14 protein-coding genes are annotated in these 24,539 nt (G+C 57.8%); 2 read left to right on the top strand and 12 right to left on the bottom strand.

Going from position 1 to position 24,539, the window contains the following annotated elements; translation table 11 throughout:
- Positions 1 to 4 precede the first annotated feature (4 nt).
- From EDB95_RS03620 to EDB95_RS03610, 3 genes are all read right to left on the bottom strand, one after another.
- Positions 5 to 349: a Rieske (2Fe-2S) protein gene (locus EDB95_RS03620; RefSeq protein WP_133990671.1), complete on the bottom strand. Its 345-nt coding sequence runs from the start codon at positions 347 to 349 to the stop codon at positions 5 to 7.
- Positions 349 to 1,539 carry a GTPase HflX gene (hflX, locus tag EDB95_RS03615; RefSeq protein ID WP_133990669.1) on the bottom strand — a complete coding sequence of 397 codons (1,191 nt, stop codon included), beginning with the start codon at positions 1,537 to 1,539 and terminating at the stop codon, positions 349 to 351. Before hflX ends, EDB95_RS03620 begins: the two co-directional genes overlap by 1 nt.
- 66 nt (positions 1,540 to 1,605) lie before the next feature.
- Positions 1,606 to 2,340 (bottom strand): outer membrane beta-barrel protein, encoded by a 735-nt coding sequence (locus tag EDB95_RS03610; protein WP_162852471.1) that lies wholly within the window; start codon positions 2,338 to 2,340, stop codon positions 1,606 to 1,608.
- Between the two features lie 213 nt (positions 2,341 to 2,553).
- Here EDB95_RS03610 and EDB95_RS03605 point away from each other — a divergent pair, with 213 nt between their 5' ends.
- Positions 2,554 to 3,555, top strand: a complete 1,002-nt coding sequence (locus EDB95_RS03605) for an alpha/beta hydrolase (RefSeq protein ID WP_133990665.1) — start codon at positions 2,554 to 2,556, stop codon at positions 3,553 to 3,555.
- Between the two features lie 9 nt (positions 3,556 to 3,564).
- Positions 3,565 to 4,632: an NADH:flavin oxidoreductase/NADH oxidase gene (locus EDB95_RS03600; protein WP_133990663.1), complete on the top strand. Its 1,068-nt coding sequence runs from the start codon at positions 3,565 to 3,567 to the stop codon at positions 4,630 to 4,632.
- A gap of 1 nt (position 4,633) precedes the next feature.
- Here EDB95_RS03600 and EDB95_RS03595 read toward each other — a convergent pair whose 3' ends face one another.
- Genes EDB95_RS03595 through EDB95_RS03555 form a run of 9 tightly spaced genes read right to left on the bottom strand, consistent with a single transcriptional unit; the run spans position 4,634 to position 24,536 of the window.
- Positions 4,634 to 5,302, bottom strand: a complete 669-nt coding sequence (locus EDB95_RS03595) for an ABC transporter ATP-binding protein (protein WP_133990661.1) — start codon at positions 5,300 to 5,302, stop codon at positions 4,634 to 4,636.
- A gap of 40 nt (positions 5,303 to 5,342) precedes the next feature.
- Complete coding sequence (locus EDB95_RS03590; protein ID WP_133990660.1) at positions 5,343 to 7,730, bottom strand: ABC transporter permease; 2,388 nt, start codon at positions 7,728 to 7,730, stop codon at positions 5,343 to 5,345.
- A 2-nt stretch (positions 7,731 to 7,732) separates the two neighbouring features.
- Positions 7,733 to 10,132 carry an ABC transporter permease gene (locus tag EDB95_RS03585; RefSeq protein ID WP_133990659.1) on the bottom strand — a complete coding sequence of 800 codons (2,400 nt, stop codon included), beginning with the start codon at positions 10,130 to 10,132 and terminating at the stop codon, positions 7,733 to 7,735.
- 10 nt (positions 10,133 to 10,142) lie between these two features.
- A complete protein-coding gene (locus EDB95_RS03580) occupies positions 10,143 to 12,527 on the bottom strand; it encodes an ABC transporter permease (protein WP_133990657.1) in 2,385 nt (794 codons plus the stop codon).
- Positions 12,528 to 12,529: 2 nt separating this feature from the next.
- Positions 12,530 to 14,893: an ABC transporter permease gene (locus EDB95_RS03575; RefSeq protein WP_133990655.1), complete on the bottom strand. Its 2,364-nt coding sequence runs from the start codon at positions 14,891 to 14,893 to the stop codon at positions 12,530 to 12,532.
- 2 nt (positions 14,894 to 14,895) lie between these two features.
- Positions 14,896 to 17,322 (bottom strand): ABC transporter permease, encoded by a 2,427-nt coding sequence (locus EDB95_RS03570; RefSeq protein WP_133990653.1) that lies wholly within the window; start codon positions 17,320 to 17,322, stop codon positions 14,896 to 14,898.
- 2 nt (positions 17,323 to 17,324) lie between these two features.
- Positions 17,325 to 19,766: an ABC transporter permease gene (locus EDB95_RS03565; RefSeq protein ID WP_133990651.1), complete on the bottom strand. Its 2,442-nt coding sequence runs from the start codon at positions 19,764 to 19,766 to the stop codon at positions 17,325 to 17,327.
- A gap of 2 nt (positions 19,767 to 19,768) precedes the next feature.
- A complete protein-coding gene (locus EDB95_RS03560; RefSeq protein WP_133990649.1) occupies positions 19,769 to 22,189 on the bottom strand; it encodes an ABC transporter permease in 2,421 nt (806 codons plus the stop codon).
- Positions 22,182 to 24,536, bottom strand: coding sequence for an ABC transporter permease (locus tag EDB95_RS03555; protein WP_133990647.1), 2,355 nt, complete (start codon positions 24,534 to 24,536; stop codon positions 22,182 to 22,184). The genes EDB95_RS03560 and EDB95_RS03555 overlap by 8 nt, the downstream gene beginning before the upstream one ends.
- Positions 24,537 to 24,539 lie beyond the last annotated feature (3 nt).

Genomic DNA, 24,539 nt, shown 5'->3' with positions numbered 1-24,539 from the left:
CCCCCTACCACAACCACTTTTTTTCCTCAAATCCCACATACACCCCATCGGGGCGCACTTCCACCGGATAGGTCCGGAGGAAGTAGCCTTCTCCGGAGGTGTTGCGGCCGGTAGCCAGGCTGAACTTGTAGCGATGCAGGGGGCAGACGATGTTGCCCATGGCGTCGGTGTAGCCTTCGGCGAGGTGGCCGCCGGCGTGGGGGCATTTGTGGGCGCAGGCGTAGACGTGGCCGCCATTAAGGGCGAGGCAGAGGTGTTTACCGCCGGCTTCGAGCTCAGTGAGGCCTTCGGGGCCGAAGGGGAGCTCTTCGACGGTGGAGGCGATGCGGACCCAGCGGACGGTGGACATTAGTAAAAGTATTCGGACTTATAGGGATAACGGACGTGGTAGGCTTCGCGCACCTTGGAAAGGATGTTGGCGCGGAGCTGGTCGATGTTGCGGCGTTCGATGGCGGAGACGAAGACGCTGGCGCCGCCGGTTTCATTTTCCCAGCGTTCGTGGAGCTCGGTGAGGATCTGACGCTTTACGGGTTCTTCGAGCCATTGGTCGAAGTTGCGCTCTTCGTAGAGGTCCATCTTATTGAATATGGTGATGCAGGGTTTGTCGTAGGCGTTGAGCTCCTGGAGGGTTTTGTTGACGACGCGGATGTGGTCTTCGTATTGGGGATGGGCGAGGTCGACCACGTGGAGGAGGATGTCGCTTTCCCGGACTTCGTCAAGGGTGCTTTTGAAGCTTTCGACGAGGTGGTGGGGGAGTTTGCGGATAAACCCGACGGTGTCGCTGAGGAGGAAGGGGGTGTTCTCGAAGACGAGTTTGCGGGTGGTGGTGTCGAGCGTGGCGAAGAGCTTGTTTTCGGCGAAGACGTCGCTTTTGCTGAGGAGGTTCATGAGGGTGGATTTGCCGACGTTGGTATAGCCGACGAGGGCGACCCGGATGAATTCTCCCCTTTCCTTGCGTTGCGTAAAAGACTGCTTGTCGATTTCGGTGAGCCGGCGCCGGAGAAGACTGATCTTCTCCTTGATGATCCGGCGGTCGGTTTCGATTTCGGTTTCACCTGGACCGCGGGTGCCGATGCCACCACCCTGGCGTTCGAGGTGTTTCCACATGCCACGGAGGCGGGGGAGGAGGTATTGGTATTGGGCGAGTTCGACCTGGACCTTGGCCTGGGCGGTCCGGGCGCGGCTGGCAAAAATGTCGAGGATGAGGTCGGAACGGTCGATGACCTTGACGTTGAGTTCGGTCGTGATGTTGTTGATCTGCGAACCGGTGAGCTCGTCGTCGAAGATGACAAGGTCGGCGGGGTGTACGGTGAGGTAGGTGCGGATTTCTTCGAGCTTACCCTTCCCTACAAACGTGCGGCTGTCGGGGTGAGGCAGCCGCTGCATAAAGCGTTTTTGGGTCCGGGCCCCGGCGGTCTCGGCCAGAAAGGCGAGTTCGTCGAGGTATTCGGTTACCTGCTGTTCGGTCTGGTCTTTTTGCATGACGCCAACCAGCACCGCGGTTTCTTCCCTTCTTATATTATTGGTTCTGTCGAGCAAAAGAAAAACAATTAAGGCCGCAAAATTACGGATTTGCGGCCTTTTATAAGGAGGTATCTGGGAACGTTATAACCCGCTGACGGTGATCCCGAGGGTCCAGGGCCGGAGCGTCGGGCCGCTCCCGGACTTAAAGAAGTTGGAAATATCGGTCTGGCCAAAGAGGGAAAGGACCCCATACCCCACCCGGAAGGTGCCGACAAAACGGCCGGGGGTGAATAAGTGGTTGTCTTTGACCTTTGTGGTATAGTTCGTGAGGCCGTTGATGTCACGGATCATCTTGACCTTTGTATGGGCATTGAGCAATAACCCGGCTTTCATCCCAATGGCAAACTTCCACGCGTGGTTGGGGTTGGTGGGGTTGGTGCTGTACCGGAGTTCGGCGGGCAGTTCGAGGTAGGCGAGGGCGAGCTTCGACCGGCGATAGTTGTCGGCGGTATCGGAATAAAAAGTACCCCTGGTCGGGTTGGTGAGGTCTATGCGTTCCTTGTTGAGGTAGTAGTTATCGGTACCAAAACCAAGACCGGCGGCGACGCTGAAACGGGGATCGTTGACGTCGTTGAAGGCCATCATGAAGTACATATTGAAGCTCCGGCCGAATGCTTTGGTGGCAACGCTGTCTTGTTTATGAAAGAAGTCGCTGTACCCGAGCTGGATCAGTAAGTGGTCGTTGGCATGATCTCCTAAAACAAAGCCGCCCTTCTTTTTGGGCTTCACGGTGGCAGTACTGTCGGCGCTGTGTTTTTGCGCCATCGCGTGTACTGCAAACATGCTGACGGCCATGACAATCAATATTCTCTTCATACTTGGCATTAAAAAAACAAATGTATTTGTAAACAGGTTAATGAAAGGTTAAATCAGACGCCCTGAATATCCGCACCGGTGGGGCTTTTGGAGGTCTGAGCGCGTGCAAAAATAGCTTTTCCTGGGGAATGGCAATTTATTCGAGATATATTATTATTTTAATAAATCTAATTCGAACAAAAAACTGCTTAGCTTGCTTCAAAATACGTTCCGATGCGAAAAGGCTGGCTAATCGTCCTGGGTGTGCTGATCGTCTTGGTGTTGGTGTATTGTCTGGGGCCCCATCCCCAAAAACCGGTGTACAATACGCAGTTGCCGGTGGTCCCGGCGGATGCCGCGGGGCTGGAGCAGTACGTAGCGGGCATAGAAGCACGTCACCATCTCAAACCCAACAACGAAGCGCGGATCGTCTGGTCGGATTCCCTTCACCGCAAAACCCCGTTTGTCATCCTGTATCTCCACGGTTTTTCGGCTTGCCAGGAGGAGGGGAACCCGGTCCACCGGGACATGGCCGCGTTATTCGGGTGCAACCTTTATCTGTCGCGGCTCGCAGAGCATGGGGTTGATACGCCCGATGCCATGGTGAACCTGACGGTGGACGGGCTTTGGAACAGCGCCAAGGAGGCGTACGCCATTGCGCGTCAATTGGGGGATAGCGTCATCCTCATGGGTACGTCTACCGGGGGAAGCCTGGCCTTACAACTCGCGGCAACCTACCCGGATGATCCGATCAAAGGGCTGATCCTAATGTCCCCGAACATTGCCATCAACAATCCCGCGGCTTTTTTGCTCGACAAACCCTGGGGGTTGCAGATCGCCCGGATGGTGACGGGGTCAAAGTTTTACCCGGCCAAAAATCCCACGGCGGCAGAGCTCCAGTACTGGAACTCCCCTTACCGCCTGGAAGCGCTGACCCAGCTACAGGAAATGCTGGATACAAAGATGGTCAGGGCCACGTTTGAAAAAGTCGTCCAGCCAACGCTTATGATGTACTTCTACAAGGACGAAACCCACCAGGACTCCACCGTGAAGGTGGCGGCGTCACTCCGGATGATGGACCAGCTGGGCAGCCCTCCGGTGCTCAAACGTTCGGTGGATATACCCGGGGCCGGGCGGCATGTGCTGGGCTGCGGGCTCATTTCCCATGACGTTCCGGCGGTGGAAAGCGCCGTCGATACCTTTGCTATAAAAGTGCTGCGGCTGCAGCCCCGCTAAAATATACCCATGGCGCACCTGTTCTCTCCCTTCCGTCTCCGCTCAGTGGAGCTGAAAAACCGGATCGTCGTTTCCCCCATGTGCGAATATTCCGCGGTAAACGGCTATACCAATGACTGGCATCTTGTTCATTTAGGTTCCCGGGCCGTGGGCGGGGCGGGGGCCGTGATCGTGGAAGCCACGGCAGTAAACCCGCAAGGAAGGATCACGCCGGACGACCTGGGGTTATGGGAAGAGGGGCAGATCGAGGGGCTGGAACGCATCACCCGTTTTATAGCTGCACAGGGCTGTGTCCCGGGCATACAGCTTGCCCACGCGGGGCGTAAGGCCAGCCGCACCAGCCCCTGGAAGGGGGACCGGTTGCTGGACCCCACCGAAGGGGGATGGACCATGGTGTCCGCTTCGGCGTTGTCCTTCAGAGACGGCGAGCGGCTGCCGGTAGCCCTGGACGCGCAGGGCATAGCCAAAATAAAAGAAGACTTTGTCCGCGGGGCGCGCTTCGCACTGGCAGCGGGGTTTAAGCTCCTGGAGGTGCACGCCGCGCACGGTTACCTTTTCCATCAATTCCTGTCGCCCTTGTCCAACCAGCGCACCGACGATTACGGGGGGTCGCTGGACAACCGCATCCGTCTTTTGTGCGAGGTCGTCGAAGCCATACGAGGCGTCTGGCCGGATACGCATCCTCTTTGGGTGCGGCTCTCCGTTACCGACTGGGACCCCACGGGCTGGACGCCGGAGGATTCGGTGTACCTGTCGCAGCGGCTCCGGGGGCTGGGCGTGGACCTGATCGATTGTTCTTCGGGTGGGATCCTCCCGCATATCCGCATCCCGCTGGGCCCGGGCTACCAGGTTCCCCTGGCGGAAACGGTGCGCCGCGAAACGGGGTTGCCCACGGCGGCCGTTGGCTTGATCACCGGGGCTGCGCAGGCGGAAGGGATCCTCGAAGAGGGGAAGGCGGATCTTATTCTCCTCGCCCGGCAAATGCTCCGCGATCCTTATTTCCCGTTGCACGCGGCCCGGGAGCTGGGGGTGGATATTCCCTGGCCGTCGCAGTATGAGCGGGCGAAGCCAAAGTGAATTACTCGTCCATAAACTCCCCATCCATCAATTGCAGGATGCGGTTGCCGTAGGTGGCGTTTTTCTCGGAGTGGGTGACCTGGATGATGGTGACTTTCTCTTCCTGGTTGAGCTTTTGGAAAAGATGCATGATTTCGTCGGCCTGTTTGGACTGGAGGTTCCCGGTGGGCTCGTCGGCGAGGATCAGCTGGGGACGGGCGATGAGCGCACGGGCGATGCCCACGAGCTGTTGCTGGCCGCCGGAAAGCTGTGCAGGGAAGAGGTCTTTTTTGGCGACCATATTAAAGCGGTCGAGGATCTCGGCGACCCGGGCCTTTCGTTCGGAGGCCTTCACATTTTGATACATCAGCGGGGTCTCCAGGTTCTCGTAGATGGTAAGGTCGTCCAGCAGGTGGTACGCCTGGAAGACAAACCCGATATGTGTCCGGTACAGGGCGATGCGCTGTTTTTCCGAAAGGGTGTGGACGGGCGTTTCCATAAAATAGTACTCCCCTGCGGTAGGCTCTTCGAGCATGCCGATAATGTTCAGCAGGGTGCTTTTCCCGGCCCCGGAAGGACCCATGATGCTGACAAAGTCGCCCTTTTTAATATCCGCGGTGATGTACCGCAAGACATAGTTCTTGACGTTCCCGTTACTAAAATACCGTTCGATGTTCTTGAGTTGGATCATGGCTATGGTTGATTTTCACGGGTGAATATACTAAAGTATTTCATTCATACTTAAGGGCCTTGGCCGGGGAGGCCAGGCTGGCCTTCAGGGACTGGAGGGTAACCACCAATACGGTGATGCCCAGGCTGCCCAGGAACGCCAGGACAAAAGGAACCGGTCCCAGGTGGATCCGGTACGCAAAATCCTGAAGCCAGCGGTGTAAGAGCAGCCCTGAAAGAGGGATTGCTAAAATGTTGGCGGTCAGAACCCACCGGACGAAGTCCTTGTTGAGCAAGGCCAGGATCTGGGGGACACTTGCGCCCAAGACCTTCCGGATGGTGATCTCTTTTACCTTTCTTTCGGCGGTATAGGCGGCCAGGGCAACAACACCCATGACGGCCAGCACCAGCGCCATGGTGGAAAATATGCTGACCAGGAAACTAAAGCGTTCCTGGTCGCGCAAGAGGTGGGCAAAGTGGTCGTCCAGGAAGGTATACTGGCAGGGATAGCCGGGTTCTACCGCAGGCCAGACCGTTTCCAGGCGGTCAATCGTGGCCTGGGCTTGCCGGCTGTCGAGCTGTAAGAGGACATAGTTGGGTGTATTGCCCCTCAACAGCTGGAACAAGAGCGGCGTAATGGCGGCTTGCGGACTACCGGCCCTGAAGTCTTTGACGATACCGATGACTTCGATCTTGCGATTCCCCTGGTTCAGGAAATCACCCACCGTAACGCCCGCCTGCCTGGCAAAGGCCTCGTTGACGTAGACCGCGTTAAACGTATCCCGTTGGTGCAGCCCGTCAAATTCGCGCCCCTGGACCAACGGCAGCCCCATGGCGGCACAATAGCCCGCATCCACCGCCAAGAAGTCCACGGAGAACGCCTTGCCATGATAACCGTAGGTGTTGTTCCCCAGGTCTTCTCCCTGTATCTGGCTTGTGCGGCTGACGGCGCTGATCCCCGGTACGGCTTCCAGCCGGCTCCGGATGGAGGCGAAATTGCTGTTGGTGTGTTCATCATGGATTTGTACGGCCAGGACCTGGTTCGCCTGGTAGCCCAAGTCCATGTGCCGCATATAGTCGATCTGCCGGACGATGACAAAGATCCCGCTGATAAAAACGGATGCACAGGTGAACTGGGTGATGAGCAGGATGCGTCTGAGCAGGACGCCCCGCGTGCCGGTCGAAAAACTGCCCTTTAACACCAACGCGGGCAGGTAACCGCTCATGACAAAGGCGGGATAAAGACCCGCCATCAGGGTGGTGATCAGCGTGCTTAGAAAAAGCTGGCCGAGCAGCGGCAAGGTGTCCTGTCCGATCCAGCCACGGATCGTCAAACCTAAGTGGGCATTGATCAGGGGCAGGAACAGTTCGGCCACGACGAGCGCGAGAAACAGCGCCAGCAAACACTGGAAAAAGGTCTCCGCCAGGAATTGGAGCACGAGCTGTCCGCGGGCGGCGCCCACCACCTTGCGAAGGCCGGTTTCTTTTGCCCTTCTGGCGGCATACGCCACGGAAAGGTTGGTGAAATTGATCGCGGCCATGACCATGATGATCAGCACGATCAGGTACAGGGAACGGAGGTAGCCGCCGGTACCGTTGCCGGGCCATTCGTACCGCAGCCGGCTGTCCAGGTGAAGCGGGTCGACGGGTGTAAAAAAGTATTTCCGGGAGGCGATATTTTCCTGTAATTCCGCCATTTCCGCGCTGGAAAGACCATAGTGCAGGCCGGCGGTTTCCAGGGCAAGACTTGCATACGTCCTGTTGAGCAGCGGCTCGTAGGCCAAGGGCTGTGTGTGGGGCTTACACCGGACGTATACGTAGGTATTGTTGCTGGTCCAGTCTTCCACCGGTCTCAGGCCGAGCTGGATGACACAGGAGAAGGGCAGGTGGCTGGGGTAGCGATCCTTGTCGATGACACCGGTCACCTTGCACAACCCGAATTCACCCATGGTGACAGAAAGGCCCACGGGATTGACGCCTTTGCCAAAAAGAAGCTCGCTCAGGGAACGGGTCAACAAGACCGTGTGCGGTTCTTTCAGGGCCTTGGCGGCGTCGCCATACAGCAACGGATATTCGAAAACGTCCAGGAAAGAACTGTCCGCACGGATGGCATTTTTATCGAAAATCTTTTTATCCGCGGTCGTGATGAGCAGTTCGCTTCTCCAATAATCGGTGACGGTGGTGGCGGCCTGGGCAACGGGGAGTTCACGGACGGCAGTGGCAAAGGGGCGCGGGGTCAGGGCGACATCTCCTCCGTCGTCGCGCAGCCCGATACGGTAAACGTTTTCGTGTCCGGGGTTCCAGCGCTCGTAGCGGACCTCACTGTTGCGGTACAACAGGGCCAGCAGGAAAAGCGTCAGCGCAATGCTCAGACCGGCCATATTGATGAGGGTATACCTCCTGTTCTTCCAAAAGTTCCTCCACGCGAGTTTCAGATAGACGTGCATCATAGCTATTCGTATTTGAGGGCATTTGCAGGGTTGGCCCGCGCGGCCTTCATCGCCTGGGTGATCATGGTCAGCAGCGCGATCCCCGCGGCGGCCAGCCCTGCCCCGGCCAGCACCCACCAATAGACCGGGATACGGTAGGCAAAGTCCTGCAGCCAGCGATCCATGACCCACCATGCCAGGGGGCCGGCGATACAGGCGGCAAGAACGACCAACCGGAGCAAGTCCCCCGCAAGCAAAGTCACGATACCCCAATTGCCAGCGCCCAGCACTTTCCGGATCCCGATCTCCTTGACCCGGCGGGAGGCGGAAAAGCTGACCAGGCCGAAAAGACCCAGGCAGGCGAGCAGGACAGCCAGGACGGTAAAGCTCAGGAACACGTACCCCTGGCGGCGCTCGGCGTCGTATTGGCTGGAGAAACTCTGGTCGAGGAAATGATACTCCACGGTACCCGAAGCATCGAAGGTCTTATAGGTGGTCTCCAGGTAGGACAGGGCTTCCGCAATATGCCCCTTGGCCAGGCGGACATACAGGTTATCCTTGTCGTCGGGATCCTGGAGATAATAGATGGCCAGGGGCTGGATGGCGTTTTGGAGGGAATAAATGTTGAAGTCCCTGGTCACCCCCACGACCTTCGCGTCCCGGGTGTCTCCCTGGTCATCGATAAAAAACGACACCCGTTTGCCGATAGGGTCGGTCCAGCCTGCCCGGTGGACAAAGGTTTCGTTGACCAGGACGCCACCCGCGCTGTCGGAAGGGATCCCGGGTGAAAAATTCCTTCCCGCCACCACGGGTATTTGGAGGGTAGGCAAAAAGTGTTCGTCCACCCAGAGGATCTTTCCAAACACGGACCCATGCTTCCGCTGGCCGTCCTTCTCGTAGCGAAAGTTGCGCCCGCCGATGAAGTTGCTGCCGATGGGGTTGCTGGCCCCGGACACGTCTTCGATCAGCGGGTTTTCCAGGAGCTTGTTCCTCAACGCGTCGATCTGCCGGCGCACCGCGGGGTCGTTTACGTGGAACGTTACCGTCTGGTCCTTATTAAACCCGAGGTCCGCCGTTTCCATGTGTCGCAGTTGCAGGTACACCAGGCTGGACGCCGAGATCATGGCAATGGTGATGATAAATTGAAACGTGACCAGTCCCTTGCGCAACACAACGTTGCCGGTTCGCCGGCCCAGTTCGCCCTTAAGAGAGTGCAGGATGCCGAAACCCGACAGGAAAAGCGCCGGATAGATCCCCGCGGCCAGGCCGATCAGGAGCGCGAACAAAAAGACCAGGGCGGCGATATTACCCACGCCCAGTTGCAGAAGGGACAGGTTTTTGCCGGAGAGGTGGTTGAAGACCGGGAGGAAAAGTTCCAGGACCAAAAGGCCAAGAAAGGCCGCCACGAGGGTGATGATGATCGATTCCGCCAGAAAAAGACCCACCAGGGTTCCCCGGGGCGAGCCGATGGCCTTGCGCACGCCCACCTCCCTTACGCGTAGGGCGGAACGCGCGGTGGACAGGTTCATATAGTTGATCACTGCAATCGACAGGATCAACAGGGCCGCAGCGATAAAAATATATACATACCGGATGTCTCCGTTGCGGCCCGTTTCGAATTGCAGGTGCGAGCGGAGATGGATGGAGGTCAGCGGCTGGAGCTCCATGTGGTAGGCTTGGTGGCCACCGGATTTGGCGATGATGAAAGGGGTAAAGGTGCGGGCGATGACGGCTTCCGCCTGCCGGCGGTCCGCCCCCGGTTTGAGGAGCAGGTATGTGTAGACGTTGTAGTTCTGCCAGGTTCCCGTTTCGTCCTGGACGGGCCAGGGCCTGACGGCATCGAATTGCAGGTGGGTCCTCACGGGCACATCCTCCATGACCGCGGTAACCGCGAGCGGAGGCTGGTCCCCCATCCGGATGGTCTTGCCCATGGCTGCCGCGGCGGACCCAAAGAATTTTTCGGCCAGGCTCCGGGTGATGACGATCCCGTTTCGGGGGACGAGCGCCGTCTTTGGGTCACCTTCTACAAAGTGATAAGGGAAAACCGTGAAAAAGGTACTGTCCGCCAGCAGGAGGTTGTCTATATCGAATTGCTTGTCTCCCATCGACACGGTATTGCCACCATCCATGATCACCCGGGTGGTAGCCTGCACCTGGGGCAGGATGGACTTCAGGGCCGCGGCAAAAGGAGGCGAGCTGGTCGCCGTTTCAAGCTTGCCGCCGTCCCAACTCAGATAACTTACGGCCCGGTATACCCTGTCCGCGGTCGGCAGCGAGCGGTCATAACTGTACTCATCCCCTACATACAGGGCGATGGCCCAAAAGGCGGCCAGGCCGATGGCCAGACCGAAAATATTGATCAGCGAGAAGGCCCGGTATTTGACCAGGTTCCGCCAGGCGGTGGTCAGGTAGTGTTTGAACATAAAAAAATGTTTATTCTGTTCGGAGGCTTTGTACCGGGTTGGCGAGCGCGGCCCGGATGGCTTTATATCCCACTGCGAGCCATGCAATAAAAAGGGAGCCGGCGATCGCCAGCCCGAAGGTTACCCATCCCATAGGGGTTCGATAATAAAACCCCTGGAGCCATTGGGTCATGATATAATATCCCAGCGGCGCGGCGATGGCGAAGGCTATACCAATGAGCAGCGTGAATTCCCGGGAGAAAAGATACACAATGCCCTGGATCGAAGCGCCCAGGACCTTCCGGATCCCCACTTCTTTGGTCCGCTGTACGACCATAAAGGACACCAGGCCATAAAGACCCAGGCAGGAGATCAGCAACGCAATCCCTGCAAATACCCTGAAGAGTTTGGAGGTCTGTTCTTCGCCCTCGTAGAACTGCGCCATATCGTCTTCCATAAAAACGGAATGGTAGACGAATTCCGGGTAGGTCCGCTCCCAATCGGCCTGTATCCTTTTGAGCGCAGACCCGATCTGCCCGGGGTCCAGGCGGACGGCCAGCGTACTGAAGGTGCTGGCCGTTGTGGACAGGGCCAAGGGCGACAGTTCGTTTTGAAGGGAGGTGCTGTGAAAGTCACGGACGACACCGACGATAGGGACCATCTTGTGCCCCACGTGGACGACCTTGCCGATAATATCGGCGGGATGAGCAAAGCCGAGTTTGCGCGTCGCCAGTTCGTTGACGACATATTCCCGTGTCGTATCGCTGGGATAGGGCAACCGGCCGGCGAGCAGGGTGATACCAAAGGTCCGGTAATAGTTGGTATCGGCCATCTTCATGCTCAGGGACCAGTTTTCGGGTTTCGGGCGGTTTTCAAACGTAAACCCGTTCTCCCAGATCCAGCCGGAAGATGGGGGCGACGAACAAAGGCTGGCGTCGATTACGCCCGGTTCCTGTAGGACGAGCTGTTTGACGTAGGCCTGTTTGCGAAGGCTCGCGCTATCGCCCGGCATGTCCACCAGGGCGATGAACTTATTGTTGAACCCTAAGGGTATGGTCTTGAAATAGTCCATTTGCTTGAGGACCACCAGGGTCCCGATGACCAGGACCTGGGCGATGGCAAACTGGAAGACGACGAGCACGCGCCGGAGCGACAGGCCTCCCACGGTTTTCGGGGTGATCTTGCTCTTGATCGCCTCCACGGGGTTAAACCCGCTCAATACCAGCCCCGGATAAAAGCCCCCCAGGACGGTGATGACGATCCCCAGCAACGGCAGGAACAACAGCAGGGAGGGCGCATTCATGCCGAGGGGCATGTCCAGCAGCCGTCCCAGCCATTTGGCCCCGATTTCTCCCAGGATACAACCGAGGAGCAACGCAAACATAGTAAGAAGTGCGGTCTCCCCGAGAAACTGGAAGACAAGGGTGGACCGGGTGCTGCCCAGGACTTTGCGGACACCGATCTCCTTGGCCCGGCTCACCGATTGAGCGGTGGCCAGATTGATAAAATTGATACACGCAATCAGGAGCAGGAAAGCGCCGATCAGGGCCAATGCCCACAACCGGGTCGGAGAAATGTTGTACCCGTTGTACGTGCCTACCTGGGTGTTGAAGTGAATGTTCCGGAGCGGCTGAAAATCGATCGACGATTTTTGGGGCCCCTTTTCGTCCTTGAAGTGCAGGGCGTCAAAGGCGGGTATCTGTGTGGCCGCACGGCCAATCGTCTGACCGGGAGCGAGCAACGCATAGCAGGTCGAACTGCTGTTGACATCATGCCATTCCCGCTCCAGGTGCCGTTTAAAAGAAACATACGACAAGGCGATGCTAATGGGGAGGTCCGTATTCCTCGGATGATCCTTCATAACACCCGTTATAACATAACTGTGGACATGGTCCATCACCACGGTCTTACCGATGGCGTCGTGCCAGTCTCCAAACCATTTGGTGGCTATCGACGCTTCGATCGCCATCGTATAGGGTTGGTTGAGGGAGGACGGTTGTCCTGCCAGCCAGGGGAAGTCGAATATGTCGTACAGCGCCGGCTCAACGTACATCACGCCATTGTCCACGACAAACTTCTTGTCTGTTCCCTCCAGGGTATATTGGGCGCCCCAGATGTTCCAGACCGCGGCAACTTTTGAGAACTGCGGGAAGCCTTCCCGGACTGCCGGGACGAGCGGGATGGGTACCCCGGCGTTGCGGTCGGTACCGTTAGGTCCCCCGGTCCACATCGAGAGTACGCGGTAAATCCGGTCCCGCTGAGGGTGCCAGTCGTCGAAGCTGCGTTCGTACCGGATAAGGAGAAACAGGACCAGGCAGGCCCCGACCCCCACGGAAAGACCCAAGACGTTGAGGAAGGTAAAGGTCTTTTTCCTCCAGAGGGCGCGCAGGGCGGTTTTCAAATAATTTTTCTGCATGGCTATTCGTATTGAAGGGCTTTGATGGGATTGGCCAGGGCCGCCCGGACGGCCCGGTAGCCGACGGTCATCCAGGCAAACAGGATCGAGGAGCCGATCACCCAGGCAAAGACGTCCCAACCGATGTGAATCCGGTTATCCATCGACTGGAGCAGCTTGTTCATCAGGATATACCCGATGGGCGCGGCGATCAGGAAGGCCAGGCAGATGAGCAGGGTGAATTCCCGGGAGAAAAGAACAAGGATGCTCCGGACCGTGGCGCCCAGCACCTTCCGTATACCGACTTCTTTTGTCTTTTGGACGACCATAAAGGCCACCAGCCCGTACAGACCGAGACAGGAGACCAGGATCGCGATGCCGGCAAAAACAGCAATGAGCTTTTCCGTGGCGGTCTGCATGGTGAAATACTGGGCGATTTTTTCGTCCAGGAATTCCTGTTCGTAGGCGTCTTGGGGAAAGGTCTCTTCCCAGGTCGCGCGAACCGTTTTCATGACGTCGCCCACCCGGCTTGGATCGAAACGCAAAGCGAGGTACTCGTAGCTGCTAAGCTGCGGTGAAAGAATGAGGGGTGGAATCCGGTTCATCGGGGTTCCGCTGTTATAATCCCGGACGATCCCCACGACCGGGTAGCGGCCACCCATCACGTCGATGGACTGACCGAGGATATCCGCTGCGTGTCTATAACCCAACTCATGCGCGGTCGTTTCGTTGACCAGGTATTCCCGGGGGGTATCGTTGGCAAAGGGCAGACGCCCCGCTGCAAGATCGATATGAAACGTCCGCAAAAAATCCGGGTCCACCCGCCGGATAACGATGTCGAAATCCTGTTGCTTGCCCTTGAAGCTGAAACTGCTGGTCATGGTTCTCCTGGACGAGGGCGGGTCGCTGCAAAGACTGGCGTCAAGTACACCCGGTATGCCGAGGACCCTGTTCTTCAAGTAGGCATAGTGCGCCTTGCTAAGGCTGTCCTGGGGCACACGCACCAGGGCTTCCGCGTCCTTATCGAAACCCAGGGGCATTGTCCTTAGATAATGAAACTGTTGTATGACGATGATCGTACCGATCATGAGCAACTGGGCAATGACAAACTGGGAGACAACCAACAGCCTCCGGAGGAAAAGCCCCTTGGGACTGGCGAGGGTATTTTTAATGGCGCGGACCGGGTCCGTACCGGTGATGACAAAAGCAGGGTAGAGTCCGCCAAGGACCGTCACGGCCAGCCATATTCCCAACAGGAAAAGGGGGACGATACGAAAGGAAATGTCCTCGTGTAGCAGGTTCCGGAAATACGGCAAGGCCAGTTCAGCAATGATACAGGCCAGCAGGAGGGAAAAAAATGCGATCATACCGGTCTCCCCGAGGAATTGCCCGACCAGGCGGATCCGCGGGCTCCCCAGCACTTTCCGGACGCCGATTTCTTTGGCCCGGCTGGCCGACTGGGCCGTGGCCAGGTTGACAAAGTTGATACACGCGATCAGAACCAGGAAGGCGCCGATGATACCCAGCGCCCACAACATGGGGGTAGGCGCTTTTTTCCCCGAATAAGATCCCATGGTGACGTCGGCGTGGATGGCACGCAGGGGCTGGCAATAATACGAGGTCTTTTGCCCAGGACTTTTGTTGTCAAAGTATTTACCGGCAAAGGCAGGCATGGACGCGGCCACCTGGCGGATGTCCTCTCCCTTTTTGAGGAGCGCAAAGCAATTGAACTTGCCATTGGTATTGTGCCAATTGGTATTGGTGGCGTCCGGGTCGGTGGCAAAGGACATAACCATCCGCATGGGCAGATCCGTGTTGCCCGGGGGATCGGTCATGATGCCGGTAATTTTTAAAGGAAGGGCATGGTTTAACAGGATCGTTTTTCCCATGGCGTCCTTCCAGTCCCCAAACCAGGCGGTCGCCACGCTGGCGTCGAGGGCGATGGTATTGGGTTCCGCCAGGGCGGTGGCGGGTTCCCCGGCCAGCCACGGCTGGTCGATGATGTCGAAGATGCCGGCTTCAGCGTAAAAGACGCCCGCGTCGTCCCGGATTTTTTTGTCCCCACCCGGGGCGGGGATGGTGAACTGGGAATTGAGCGCACCATCGACAGCGGCGACTTTTTCGAATTGGGGAAACGCCTGGCGCAGCGAGGCCACCAGGGGAACCGGCACGCCCTGAAAAAACTGGTTCCCGTCCGGGCCTTCCGTATACGCCGTCGTCACCCGGTAGATGCGGTCCAGCTTGGTGTGGTAGGTGTCGTAGCTGCGCTCGTAGCGGATCAGCAGGAAAAGTACCAGGCACGCCCCCATGCCCACCGACAGGCCGAGGATGTTCAGAAAGGTAAATGTTTTTCTCCTCCAAAGGGAGCGCAGGGTCGTTTTGAGCATGGCTATTCGTATTTGAGTGCTTTAACGGGATCGGCCAGGGCGGCTCGGATGGCCCGGTAGCCCACGGTGGCCCAGGCAATCACGATCGACAGAACGATGGCCAGTGCAAAGACCGACCAACCGATGGGGGCGCGGTAATAAAACGCTTCGAGCCACCGGCCCATGAAATAATAGCCGAGCGGCGCCGCGACGACAAAAGCCAGCCCGATCAGCAGGGTGAATTCCCTGGAAAACAGGTAAACGATGCTCTGCACGGAAGCGCCCAGGACCTTCCGGATACCCACCTCCTTTGTCTTTTGGACCGCCATAAAGGATACCAGGCCGTAAAGCCCGAGACAGGAGATGATGATGGCGAGGATCGAAAAGACCTGGAACAGGTGGGCGGCCGCGTCCTGAGCAACGTAATATCCTTTTATATCCTCGTCGAGAAATTGGTAGGTGTACGCCTGGTCGGGGTATATGGTTTCGAAAGCCGTTTTGATCTTGTTTAGGGATTCCTGGACATGACGTGGGTCAAGACTGACGGCCACCAGGCCGTACCGGTTCGCCAGGGGCGCCACCATGACCGCGTCGATGGAGTCCTTGATGGGCCGGTCATGAAACTCCTTTACCACCCCGACGATGGGGTAATAGCGTCCGGGCGTGCCGTCGCCGAAAGTCACGGTCCTGCCCAGCGCCTCTTCTGCATTTTTAAAACCCAACAGACGGACGGCGGTTTCATTCAAGGTGATTTCCTTTAGCGTATCGCTGTTGTCCGGGTACCGTCCCGCGAGAAGGTGCATACCAAACGTCTGGAGGTAGTCCACGTCCCCAAAACGCATCCCCAGGGACCAATCCCTGGCCTTTGTTTCTCCCTTCAGCCGGACCGAGGTAAACCATCCGCCGTTGATCACGGGAGGACGGTCACAAATCGATGCTTGCCTGACCCCCGGTATCTGCAGGATGTCATCCTTCAGTACACGATAGCGCGCTCTTGCCGAGTCCGTTGTTGGGATGTTCACCATGGCAATGGCGTCCTTGGAAAAGCCAAGGGGTTGCTCCCGCATAAATTGCATTTGCCGGACAACGACCAGGGTGCCGATGATCAGGAGTTGTGCGGTGATGAATTGCAGAACCACCAGGGTCCGCCTCAGGGACAGGCCGCCCACCTTTTGGGTGTTGATCTTGTTTTTGATCACTTCCACCGGGTCGAAACGGGAAAGGACGAAGCCGGGATAGGCACCGGACAGAAGGGTCACCGTCATGCCGGTGAGCGCCAGGAAGACCAGGATGGAAGGGTGTTTCCACCAATTGAAGGAAAGACCGGGCTTTTGCTCCAGGTTCCGGAGGGCAGGCAGGCTCAGTTCGGTCAGGATACAGGCCAGGATCAGCGCCACCAGGACCAAGAAGGCAGTTTCCCGGAAAAACTGGGTCAGAAATTGATACCGGCTGCTCCCGAGGACTTTCCGGATACCCACCTCCCGGGAACGGTTGACGGCGTACGCCGTGGAGAGGTTTATAAAATTGATACAAGCCACCCCTAATAAAAAGACGCCGATCAAAGCCATCGCCCAGAGGTCCCTCCTGGAGTGCCCCCCGGGACCAAAGTTCCCCGCTTTTTCGTCGAAATGCACCTCCCGAAGGGGTTGCCATTCTACGGCTGAATGTCCACCCGACGACTGGTTGACGGCCTTGAAATGCCGGTCCCCAAATGCCTTCAGACGGGCCGGCATACCGGCGGGGTCCTGGTCCGCGCGCAGCAGAACATAGCACTCCGAGCTGCTGGTCAGGCCGCCCCATTTGTCATCGGACATCTGGTCGAGGTTCCGGGAATGGAAGTCTTCATAAGACAGTACGACGTGTAAGGGCAGGTCGGTGTTGGCAGGAGGGTCATCCAATACCCCGGTCACCTTAAATGGCCGGTGACTTTCGCCCACCAGGACGGTTTTACCAACCGCATCCTCCCAGTGGCCAAACCACTTCTCCGCGACGCTGCGGCTGACGGCCATTGTGCCGGGGTCTTTCAGGGCAGCCTCCGGCTGACCCGCCAGCCAGGTGTAATCGAACAGGCGGAAAAGCTCAGGTCCCGCAAAAAAAGCGCCGTCGTCTTGTGACATCCGGAACTTTTTATCACTCCCGACGGTGAACTGTACGTCATTCAGTTGCCAGAGGGGCGCGACCGTTTCTATTTGCGGCATCTCCCGGCGCAGGGCGTCCGGTTCAGGCAGCGGCACGGACGCCTTGACGTCCCTGGTGCCGTCCGCCGACCGGTCCGTGGTCAGCATCCGGTAAATCCGGTCCGCTTTGGTATGGTAGGCGTCGAAACTCAGTTCGTGGGTGATCACGAGGTAGATGGCCAGGGCGGCCGCGATACCTAATGCCAGGCCACTGATGTTGAGAAGGGTAAGCGTCTTACGCCTCCAAAAACTCCGGAACGTTGTTTTCCACATGGCTATTCGTATTTGATGGCTTTTACAGGATCCGACAGGGCCGCGCGCAACGCCCGGTACCCTACGGTCGCCCAGGCAATGATCACCGACAAAAGGATCGCGAGGGCAAAAACGCCCCAGCCGATGTCGGTCTGGTAATAAAAACTGCTCAGCCACTGGGTCATGAAATAATAGCCCAGGGGCGCGGCGACCACAAAGGCCACCCCGATGAGCAGGGTGAATTCTTTTGAAAAAAGAATGACAATGCTCTGCACGGAGGCACCCAACACCTTCCGGATACCCACCTCTTTTGTTTTTTGGGCAGCCATAAAAGAAACCAGGCCGTATAACCCCAGGCAGGAAATAAAGATGGCCAGGACGGCAAACAACCGGAACAGCTTACCGGCGGTGGCTTCCGCCCGGTAGTTTTTCATAAGCTCGTCGTCTACGAATCGCGGGTCGAAGACGTGCTCCGGAAAGACCTCGGCATACGTGGAGGACAGGGCATTCAGGACGGCCTGCTGATGGACGGGGTCCAGGTGTACGGCGAGCAGGGTGTAACCCTTTGTCGCCGGCGCCACCACCAGGGGTCTTATCCCCAGGTTGTCGTTGAGCGGGCGGTCGTTAAAATCCTTGATCACGCCCACGATGGTATGGTATTGGCCCAGGGCGCCAAGCTTCACGGTGCGTCCCAGGACCTCTTCGTCCGAATGAAGGCCGAACATCTTTACCGCCGTTTCGTTGACCAGGACTTCCCGGATGGTGTCGGAAGGGTAGGGTTCCCGGCCCGCCGCCAGCGTCATTTTGAAGGTGCGGAGGTAGTCCGTATCTGCATACCGCACCATGATCGATTTGTCCTCCGCCTGGGGACGGGTGTCGAAAAATACGCTGGTGTTCCAGGCGTCGTCCGTGGAGGGAGGGCTGTCCGCCAAGGCCGCCTGGAGCACACCGGGCAGCCGGCTGATTTTGTCCTTAAAATACAGGTATTTCGTGATCCCCAGGCTGTCGGCCGGCAGGTCTATCATGACGATGGCGCTGCGCTCAAAACCCATCGGGCGGTTCCTGTACAACGACATCTGCTTGATGACAACCAGCGTGGCGATGATCAGGAGCTGGGCGATGACAAACTGCAACACGACCAAACCGCGGCGCAGCGAGATGCCACCCTTCCGGGTGGTTTTCATCTTGCTTTTGATTGCATCCACGGGGTCAAAGCCGGAAAGGATCAGCCCGGGATAAAAGCCCGCCAGGAAGGTAACGATCACGCCTATGCCCAGCAGGAACAACAACGCTAGCGGTACCTGGAAAAGACTAAGGGAAAGGTCCCGGTTCAACAACCGGCCGACCAGCGGGAGCGAGAGTTCTGTCAGGATACAGGCAAGGACCATGGCCACCAGGGTCAACAGGGCCGTCTCCAGGAAGAACTGGGTCAACAGCTGGGGCCGGTTGCTCCCCAATACTTTCCGGACGCCGATTTCCTTGGCCCGGTTGGTGGACTGGGCCGTAGACAGGTTGACGAAGTTGATACAAGCCACGAGCACCAGGAAGATCCCGATCAGCGACAACGCCCATAATTCTTTGTGCGACAGGTTGGGGTCGCCGTAACGCTCCCGGTCCTCGTCAAAATGCATATCCTTTACCGGCAGAAACGTATTGGTTGTCTTGGCAGTTCCGCCGACGTCCGACTGGGCATAGTGCGCTTTTGTAAAAGCGGGTAGCCCCGCCTCGATTGTTTGGGGATCCTGCCCCTGGTGAAGGAGCACGAAGCATTCGCTGCTGGAATTCATGGATCCCCACATCCTGGGGTTGTTGAAGTCGATCGCATTGATCCGCCGGAAAGTGGCATAGGACAGTACGATGTTCAGGCTGATGTCGGTATTGGAGGGAGGATCTTCAAGGATACCGGTGACGGATACGGGAAAACCATCATCCCCCAGGCGAACCGTTTGCCCCATGGCTTTATGCCAATCTCCGAACCACTTCTTTGCCACGGAGCGGCTCAGCGCGACGGTAAAGGGTGCCCTCAGCGCCGTGGCGGGATCGCCTTCGAGCCAGGGAATGTCCAGGATGTCAAATAAGCCGGGTTCCACATAATACACCCCCGTTTTCTCCCGGAACAACTGGTCTCCCCCGGGTTTGGGTATGGCAAACTGGGCCTGGTCGATCTGCCAGGTCGCGGCCACCCTTTCCACGGACGGAAAGTCCACGCGAAACGCGTCCGGCAAAAGGATAGACGTCGCCCCGTAGTGATCCACTTCTCCGCTTCTGAGCTTCAGATCGGTGCCCACCCGGTACACCCGGTTCAGCTTGCTGTGGTAGGTGTCATAGCTCATTTCGTGCCGGATAACCAGGAAGACCAGTAAAGCCGACGCCATGCCCACGGCCAGACCCAGGATATTCAGAAAGGCAAAGGTCTTTTTGCGCCAAAGCGAACGAAGTGCGATTTTGATATAGTTGCGGATCATGGCTATTCGTATTTGATGGCTTTTACGGGATCGGCCAGGGCGGCACGGACGGAGCGGTAGCCCACGGTCGCCCAGGCAATGAGGATGGAGGCGACGACCGATAGGGCAAAGACATCCCAGCCGATGTCCGTCCGGAAATAATAATTCTGCAGCCAATGGTGCATCGCGATATAGCCTAGCGGGGCGGCCAGGGCGAAGGCGATGCCCACCAGCAGGGTGAATTCCCTGGAGAAGAGAATGACGATGCTTTTTACGGAAGCCCCCAACACTTTCCGGATGCCGACTTCCTTTGTTTTCTGGACCGCCATGAACGACACCAGGCCGTAAAGACCCAAACAGGAAATAAGGATCGCCAGGCCGGCGAAGACCTTGAAGAGGGTAGCGGTTTGGGCTTCGGCTTGATAGAAGCCGACGATTTTATCGTCTAAGAAATTATTGTCGAAAATGCGCTCCGGAAAAGTCCGGTTGAACACCTCCTCTATGTGGGACATGGCCGGCCCGATCAGGGCGGGGTCCAGCCGTACGGACAGCAGAAAGTATTGGCTATTACCCGTCGTGAGGATCAGGGGTGCAATCCTGTCCTTCATGGAGGTGGTGACAAAGTCCCTGGTGACGCCCACGATGGTGGCCTTGGGACTATTCGCAGTAAGCAATTGGATCGTTTTACCCAGGATTTTGTCTGGGGAACGAACACCCAGTTTGCGCATCAGGGTTTCATTGACCACGATGTCATGGACCGTGTCCGAGGGGAAAAGCGGTCTGCCGGCAAGCATCGGTACCTGGAAGGTAGACAGGTAGTCGGCGTCCGCGAATTTATAGATCGCTTCGAATCCTTCCGGGTGCGGATGGTTGTCGAAAATAAACCCGTTCGACCATATCCCGTCCGTGGCCGGGGTTCCGTTGCAAAGGGTAGCCGACCGGACACCGGGTATACCGAGCACCTGGTTTTTGAAATAGGCGTTTTTGGTGTCGCCCTGCGACAGGCGGATGACCGCTACCGCATCCTTGTCAAAACCCATGGGGCGGCTTTTAAAATAATGCATCTGGCGGAGCACCACGATGGTGCCGATGATCAGGAGCTGGGCAACCAGGAACTGGAAGACGACCAGGGCCCTTCTGAGCGAAAGCCCCCCGAAGGTACGGGCGCTGATTTTGCTTTTGAGGGCGCCGACCGGGTTAAACCCCGAAAGGACCATACCGGGATAAAAACCCGACAGCACCGTCAGGATCACCATGGTGACCAGGAGGAAAACCAGCGCCCCGGGTGACAAAAGCGCGATCCTGTCGATGTCCTTTTGCAACAGGTGGCAGACCGGTCCCAGGGCCAGTTCCGCAAGGATACATCCCAGGAGGGCGCTGCAAACTACGAGGAAGGCCGTTTCCCCCATAAACCGCGCCAGGAGCTGACGCCGGTTGCTCCCCAGGACCTTCCGGACGCCCACCTCCCTGGCCCGGTTGACGGACAGGGCAGTCGCCAGGTTGACAAAATTGATACACGCCACCAGGAGCAGGAAACACCCGATCAGCCCCAGGGACAAAAGCTGGTTGTAATTGATACCGCCGTTGCCGGGAGAGCCAAGCTGGGTATCGAAGTGCATGTCCTTAAACGGCTGGAAAAAGCTGGAATCCCGGCTGTCGGAATGTTCGAAAAGAGGGGTATAGTGTTCCGCCACGAAGTGCGGCAGGTACCGGTTCATGGATGCGATCGTGGCGCCCTTTTTCAAAAGGAAATAGCACTGGACGTTGGAGGAAAAACTGTCCCACGAGGTGGGATCGGTGAATTGGGTGGGGTAATCCCGTCTGAACGTCGCGAAGGAAACGAAAATATGGATCTGCAGATCCGTATTGCCGGGTGGATCGGCCACCACCCCGGTGATCCGGAAAGGCGCCCGGTGATCGCCCATGTACACGATCCGGCCGACGACATCCTGTTCCCCGCCAAACCACCTCCGGGCGATGGTTTTGGAGATGGCCATGGTCTGAAGATCGGTCAATCCTGTCTTTGGATCCCCCTGTATCCAGGGGCGATCGAAGATCTGGAAAAACGAAGGCTCTGCGTAATTGATCGCTTCCTTAAACTTCTTTTCGCTCCCGCCCGGACCCGGTACGATAAACTGAGCCCCGTCCAGGAAGACATCCGTGGCGGCCTCCACTTCCGGGAATTCCTGTCTCAGGGCGTCCACCAGCGGAATGGGGGCGTCCCCATCATAGTCCATCGTCCCGTTCCGGTACGTCTCGGTGCTGACTACCCGGTAGATCCGGTCCCGTTTGCTGTGGTAGGTGTCATAGCTCAGTTCGTTGCGGATCAGCAGGAACAACAGCAGGGCGGAGCCGATGCCGACGCCAAGGCCCAGGACATTCAGGAGGGAGAACTCCTTTTGCCTGCGTAGGGATCTCAGGATAATGGTAACGCTGCTATTCATATTTGAGGGCTTTGACTGGATCAGACATAGCGGCCTTCCAGGCCTGGATGGACACGGTGATCAGGGTACACGCCAGGGTGAGGACCAGGGTCCCGGCAAAAGCGAACCAGGGAAGGGTCACCCGATAGGGGAAGCCTTGCAACCAGCGCTGGCCTAACACATACAAACAGGGGAGTGCGATCGCGTTGGCAAGGAGCACGAGCACCAGGAAGTCCGTGCTCAGCAGGCGCACCACCTCTTGCACCGAAGCGCCCAGCACTTTGCGGATGCCGATCTCCCGGCTCCGCTGGAGGGCGATAAAGGCGCTCAGTACGAAGATGCCGAGGAGCGCGATCCCCAGCGTGAGGGCGGAGAACGCGGTAAACAGGATGTCCATCTGGTGGTACTGGAGGAACATCCGGTCGAATTGCTGGTCCAGGAAATGGTATTCCAGGGGGAAACCCGGTTCGATGTCCAACCAGGCGGTGTTGAGCGCCCGGATGGTTTGGGGAAGACGGCTCGCGTCTATCTTCAGGAGAACGTTGTTGCAGGCGTTGGTGTTGTCCGATTCGATCATATAGGCGGTGGGCTCCACCGGTGTTTCAAAACCCCTTTGGTTGATGTCGCCCACAATACCGACGATGGGCATGTGGTCTATCCAGGGCGTGCCCAGCGCAGGGATGTGGTATTGCCGTGCGGCGGTCTGGTTGAGGACAAGCGAATTGGAGTCCAGCCCGTATGCGCTGTTGAAAAAGCGTCCTTTGTCCAGCCGGATGCCCATGACTTCGAAATAGTCATACCCCACCGTGATCACGTCCAGGTTTTTGACGGGCTCCCCGTTGTATTCCCGGCCGATGACCTGCATGCCTACGTCACCCGGTAGGTAATTGACCTTGCTGACCATGCGTACCCCGGGGAGCGACAGCAACCGCTGCCGGGTAGCGTCCCAGTGTTCCCTTTGCCCGCCCCGGTGAAAATTCACGACCATGACCTGGTCCTTGTGAAAACCCGGGTCCAGGCTTTCCATATATTTTTCCTGGGTATGGATCACCAGGAGGGCCCCCACGGCCAGGGCCGCAAACGCAAACTGGACGACCAGCAATACTTTCCGGAGCAGGGCACCCCGGCCCTTTCCCTGGTATTCGCCCTTGAGGACACGCACGGGGTCCAACCCGCTGATATAATAGGCGACATACCCGCCGCTGGCGCCGATGACCAGCACGCCGATGCAGGCAATACCGGCAAGCTCTTTCCAGGCGCCGCCCATGAAAAGCCCGAGGTCGGCGTTTAGGAGTCTGCCCAGGCCGGGGAGAAACAGCTCCGCCAGGACCAGGCTCAGGAGCAGGCTGATGACCACCTGGACGCTGGTCTCCAGCAGGTAGTACAATGCCAGGCTCAACCGGTGGGCGCCCATGACCTTCCGGACGCCGGTTTCCCTGGAACGGCGGACGCTTTGGGTAATGTTGAAATTGGTGAAGTTGATACAGGCGATGACCAGGAGCAAAAGAGCCACCCCCAGGAGCACCTGGAGGATCCTGGCGTTCCCGTGGAGCGTAAAGTCGTTGCTGATGTCGCTCCGGAAATACATATCCCTGACCGGGACCAATTGTATGTGTGTTTTGACTGCCCCGGTGGAGGTATCCTGGTTGAGGGGCATGCGGTCGAGGGCCTGGTTGATCTTTGTTTCCAGGGCTTTGCCGTCTGTTCCTTCTCCCGCCAGGATGTAAGTATAGAAGTTCGAGTTCCACCAGCCGTCCCCGGTGCTGTTGATCTTGTGAAAGGCATCGGCTTCAAAGTGGGTGGGTGCATCCGGTGTTTTGAACACCCCGGTTACGGTCAGGGATACCCGCTCCTGCCAGCGGATGGTTTTACCCAGGGCCGGCCCGTGCCCGAACAGCCTCCTGGCCACGACGTCGCTGATCACCAGGTTGTATGGTCCGTCCAGTGCGTGCGCCGGATCGCCTTCCACAAAAGTGTAGGGGAACACCTGGAAAAAGGTCGAGTCCACGCCCTGGACGTGATCGATGTAGATGTTCTTGTCCCGGTTCACCGCGAGTTTCCGTCCAATATCGAACACATAGAACCGCGTATATGCGGCGATTTCCGGGATCCGGTCTTTGAGGAGGGGGGCGATTTCGCCCGGGGTTGACGCACCCACCCTGCCGGGGTTGTCGGACGTGGTCTTGGCCACCCGGAAAACACGGCCGGCATTTTTGTTCCAGCGATCATAGCTGTGCTCATGGAACACGTACAACAGGATCAGGATACAACCCGCCAGGCTGATCGAAAGCCCCAGGACGTTCACCAGGGAAAAGCCCTTGTACTTCCAAAGGTTGCGGAGCGCGATGCGGAGGTTTGTCTGGAACATGCG

Origin of the sequence: Dinghuibacter silviterrae (assembly GCF_004366355.1) — a bacterium.
Taxonomy (GTDB): domain Bacteria; phylum Bacteroidota; class Bacteroidia; order Chitinophagales; family Chitinophagaceae; genus Dinghuibacter; species Dinghuibacter silviterrae.
Note: the sequence above shows the minus strand (reverse complement) of the source record. Positions and strands in the feature narration are given on the sequence as shown.

Coding starts and splice junctions, on each gene's coding strand:
- EDB95_RS03610 (WP_162852471.1), bottom strand. CDS start 2,340: ATGAAGAGAATATTGATTGTCATGGCCGTCAGCATGTTTGCAGTACAC.
- EDB95_RS03565 (WP_133990651.1), bottom strand. CDS start 19,766: ATGATCCGCAACTATATCAAAATCGCACTTCGTTCGCTTTGGCGCAAA.
- EDB95_RS03560 (WP_133990649.1), bottom strand. CDS start 22,189: ATGAATAGCAGCGTTACCATTATCCTGAGATCCCTACGCAGGCAAAAG.
- EDB95_RS03555 (WP_133990647.1), bottom strand. CDS start 24,536: ATGTTCCAGACAAACCTCCGCATCGCGCTCCGCAACCTTTGGAAGTAC.
- EDB95_RS03605 (WP_133990665.1), top strand. CDS start 2,554: ATGCGAAAAGGCTGGCTAATCGTCCTGGGTGTGCTGATCGTCTTGGTG.
- EDB95_RS03620 (WP_133990671.1), bottom strand. CDS start 349: ATGTCCACCGTCCGCTGGGTCCGCATCGCCTCCACCGTCGAAGAGCTC.
- EDB95_RS03600 (WP_133990663.1), top strand. CDS start 3,565: ATGGCGCACCTGTTCTCTCCCTTCCGTCTCCGCTCAGTGGAGCTGAAA.
- EDB95_RS03595 (WP_133990661.1), bottom strand. CDS start 5,302: ATGATCCAACTCAAGAACATCGAACGGTATTTTAGTAACGGGAACGTC.
- EDB95_RS03580 (WP_133990657.1), bottom strand. CDS start 12,527: ATGCAGAAAAATTATTTGAAAACCGCCCTGCGCGCCCTCTGGAGGAAA.
- EDB95_RS03570 (WP_133990653.1), bottom strand. CDS start 17,322: ATGTGGAAAACAACGTTCCGGAGTTTTTGGAGGCGTAAGACGCTTACC.
- EDB95_RS03575 (WP_133990655.1), bottom strand. CDS start 14,893: ATGCTCAAAACGACCCTGCGCTCCCTTTGGAGGAGAAAAACATTTACC.
- EDB95_RS03585 (WP_133990659.1), bottom strand. CDS start 10,132: ATGTTCAAACACTACCTGACCACCGCCTGGCGGAACCTGGTCAAATAC.
- EDB95_RS03590 (WP_133990660.1), bottom strand. CDS start 7,730: ATGATGCACGTCTATCTGAAACTCGCGTGGAGGAACTTTTGGAAGAAC.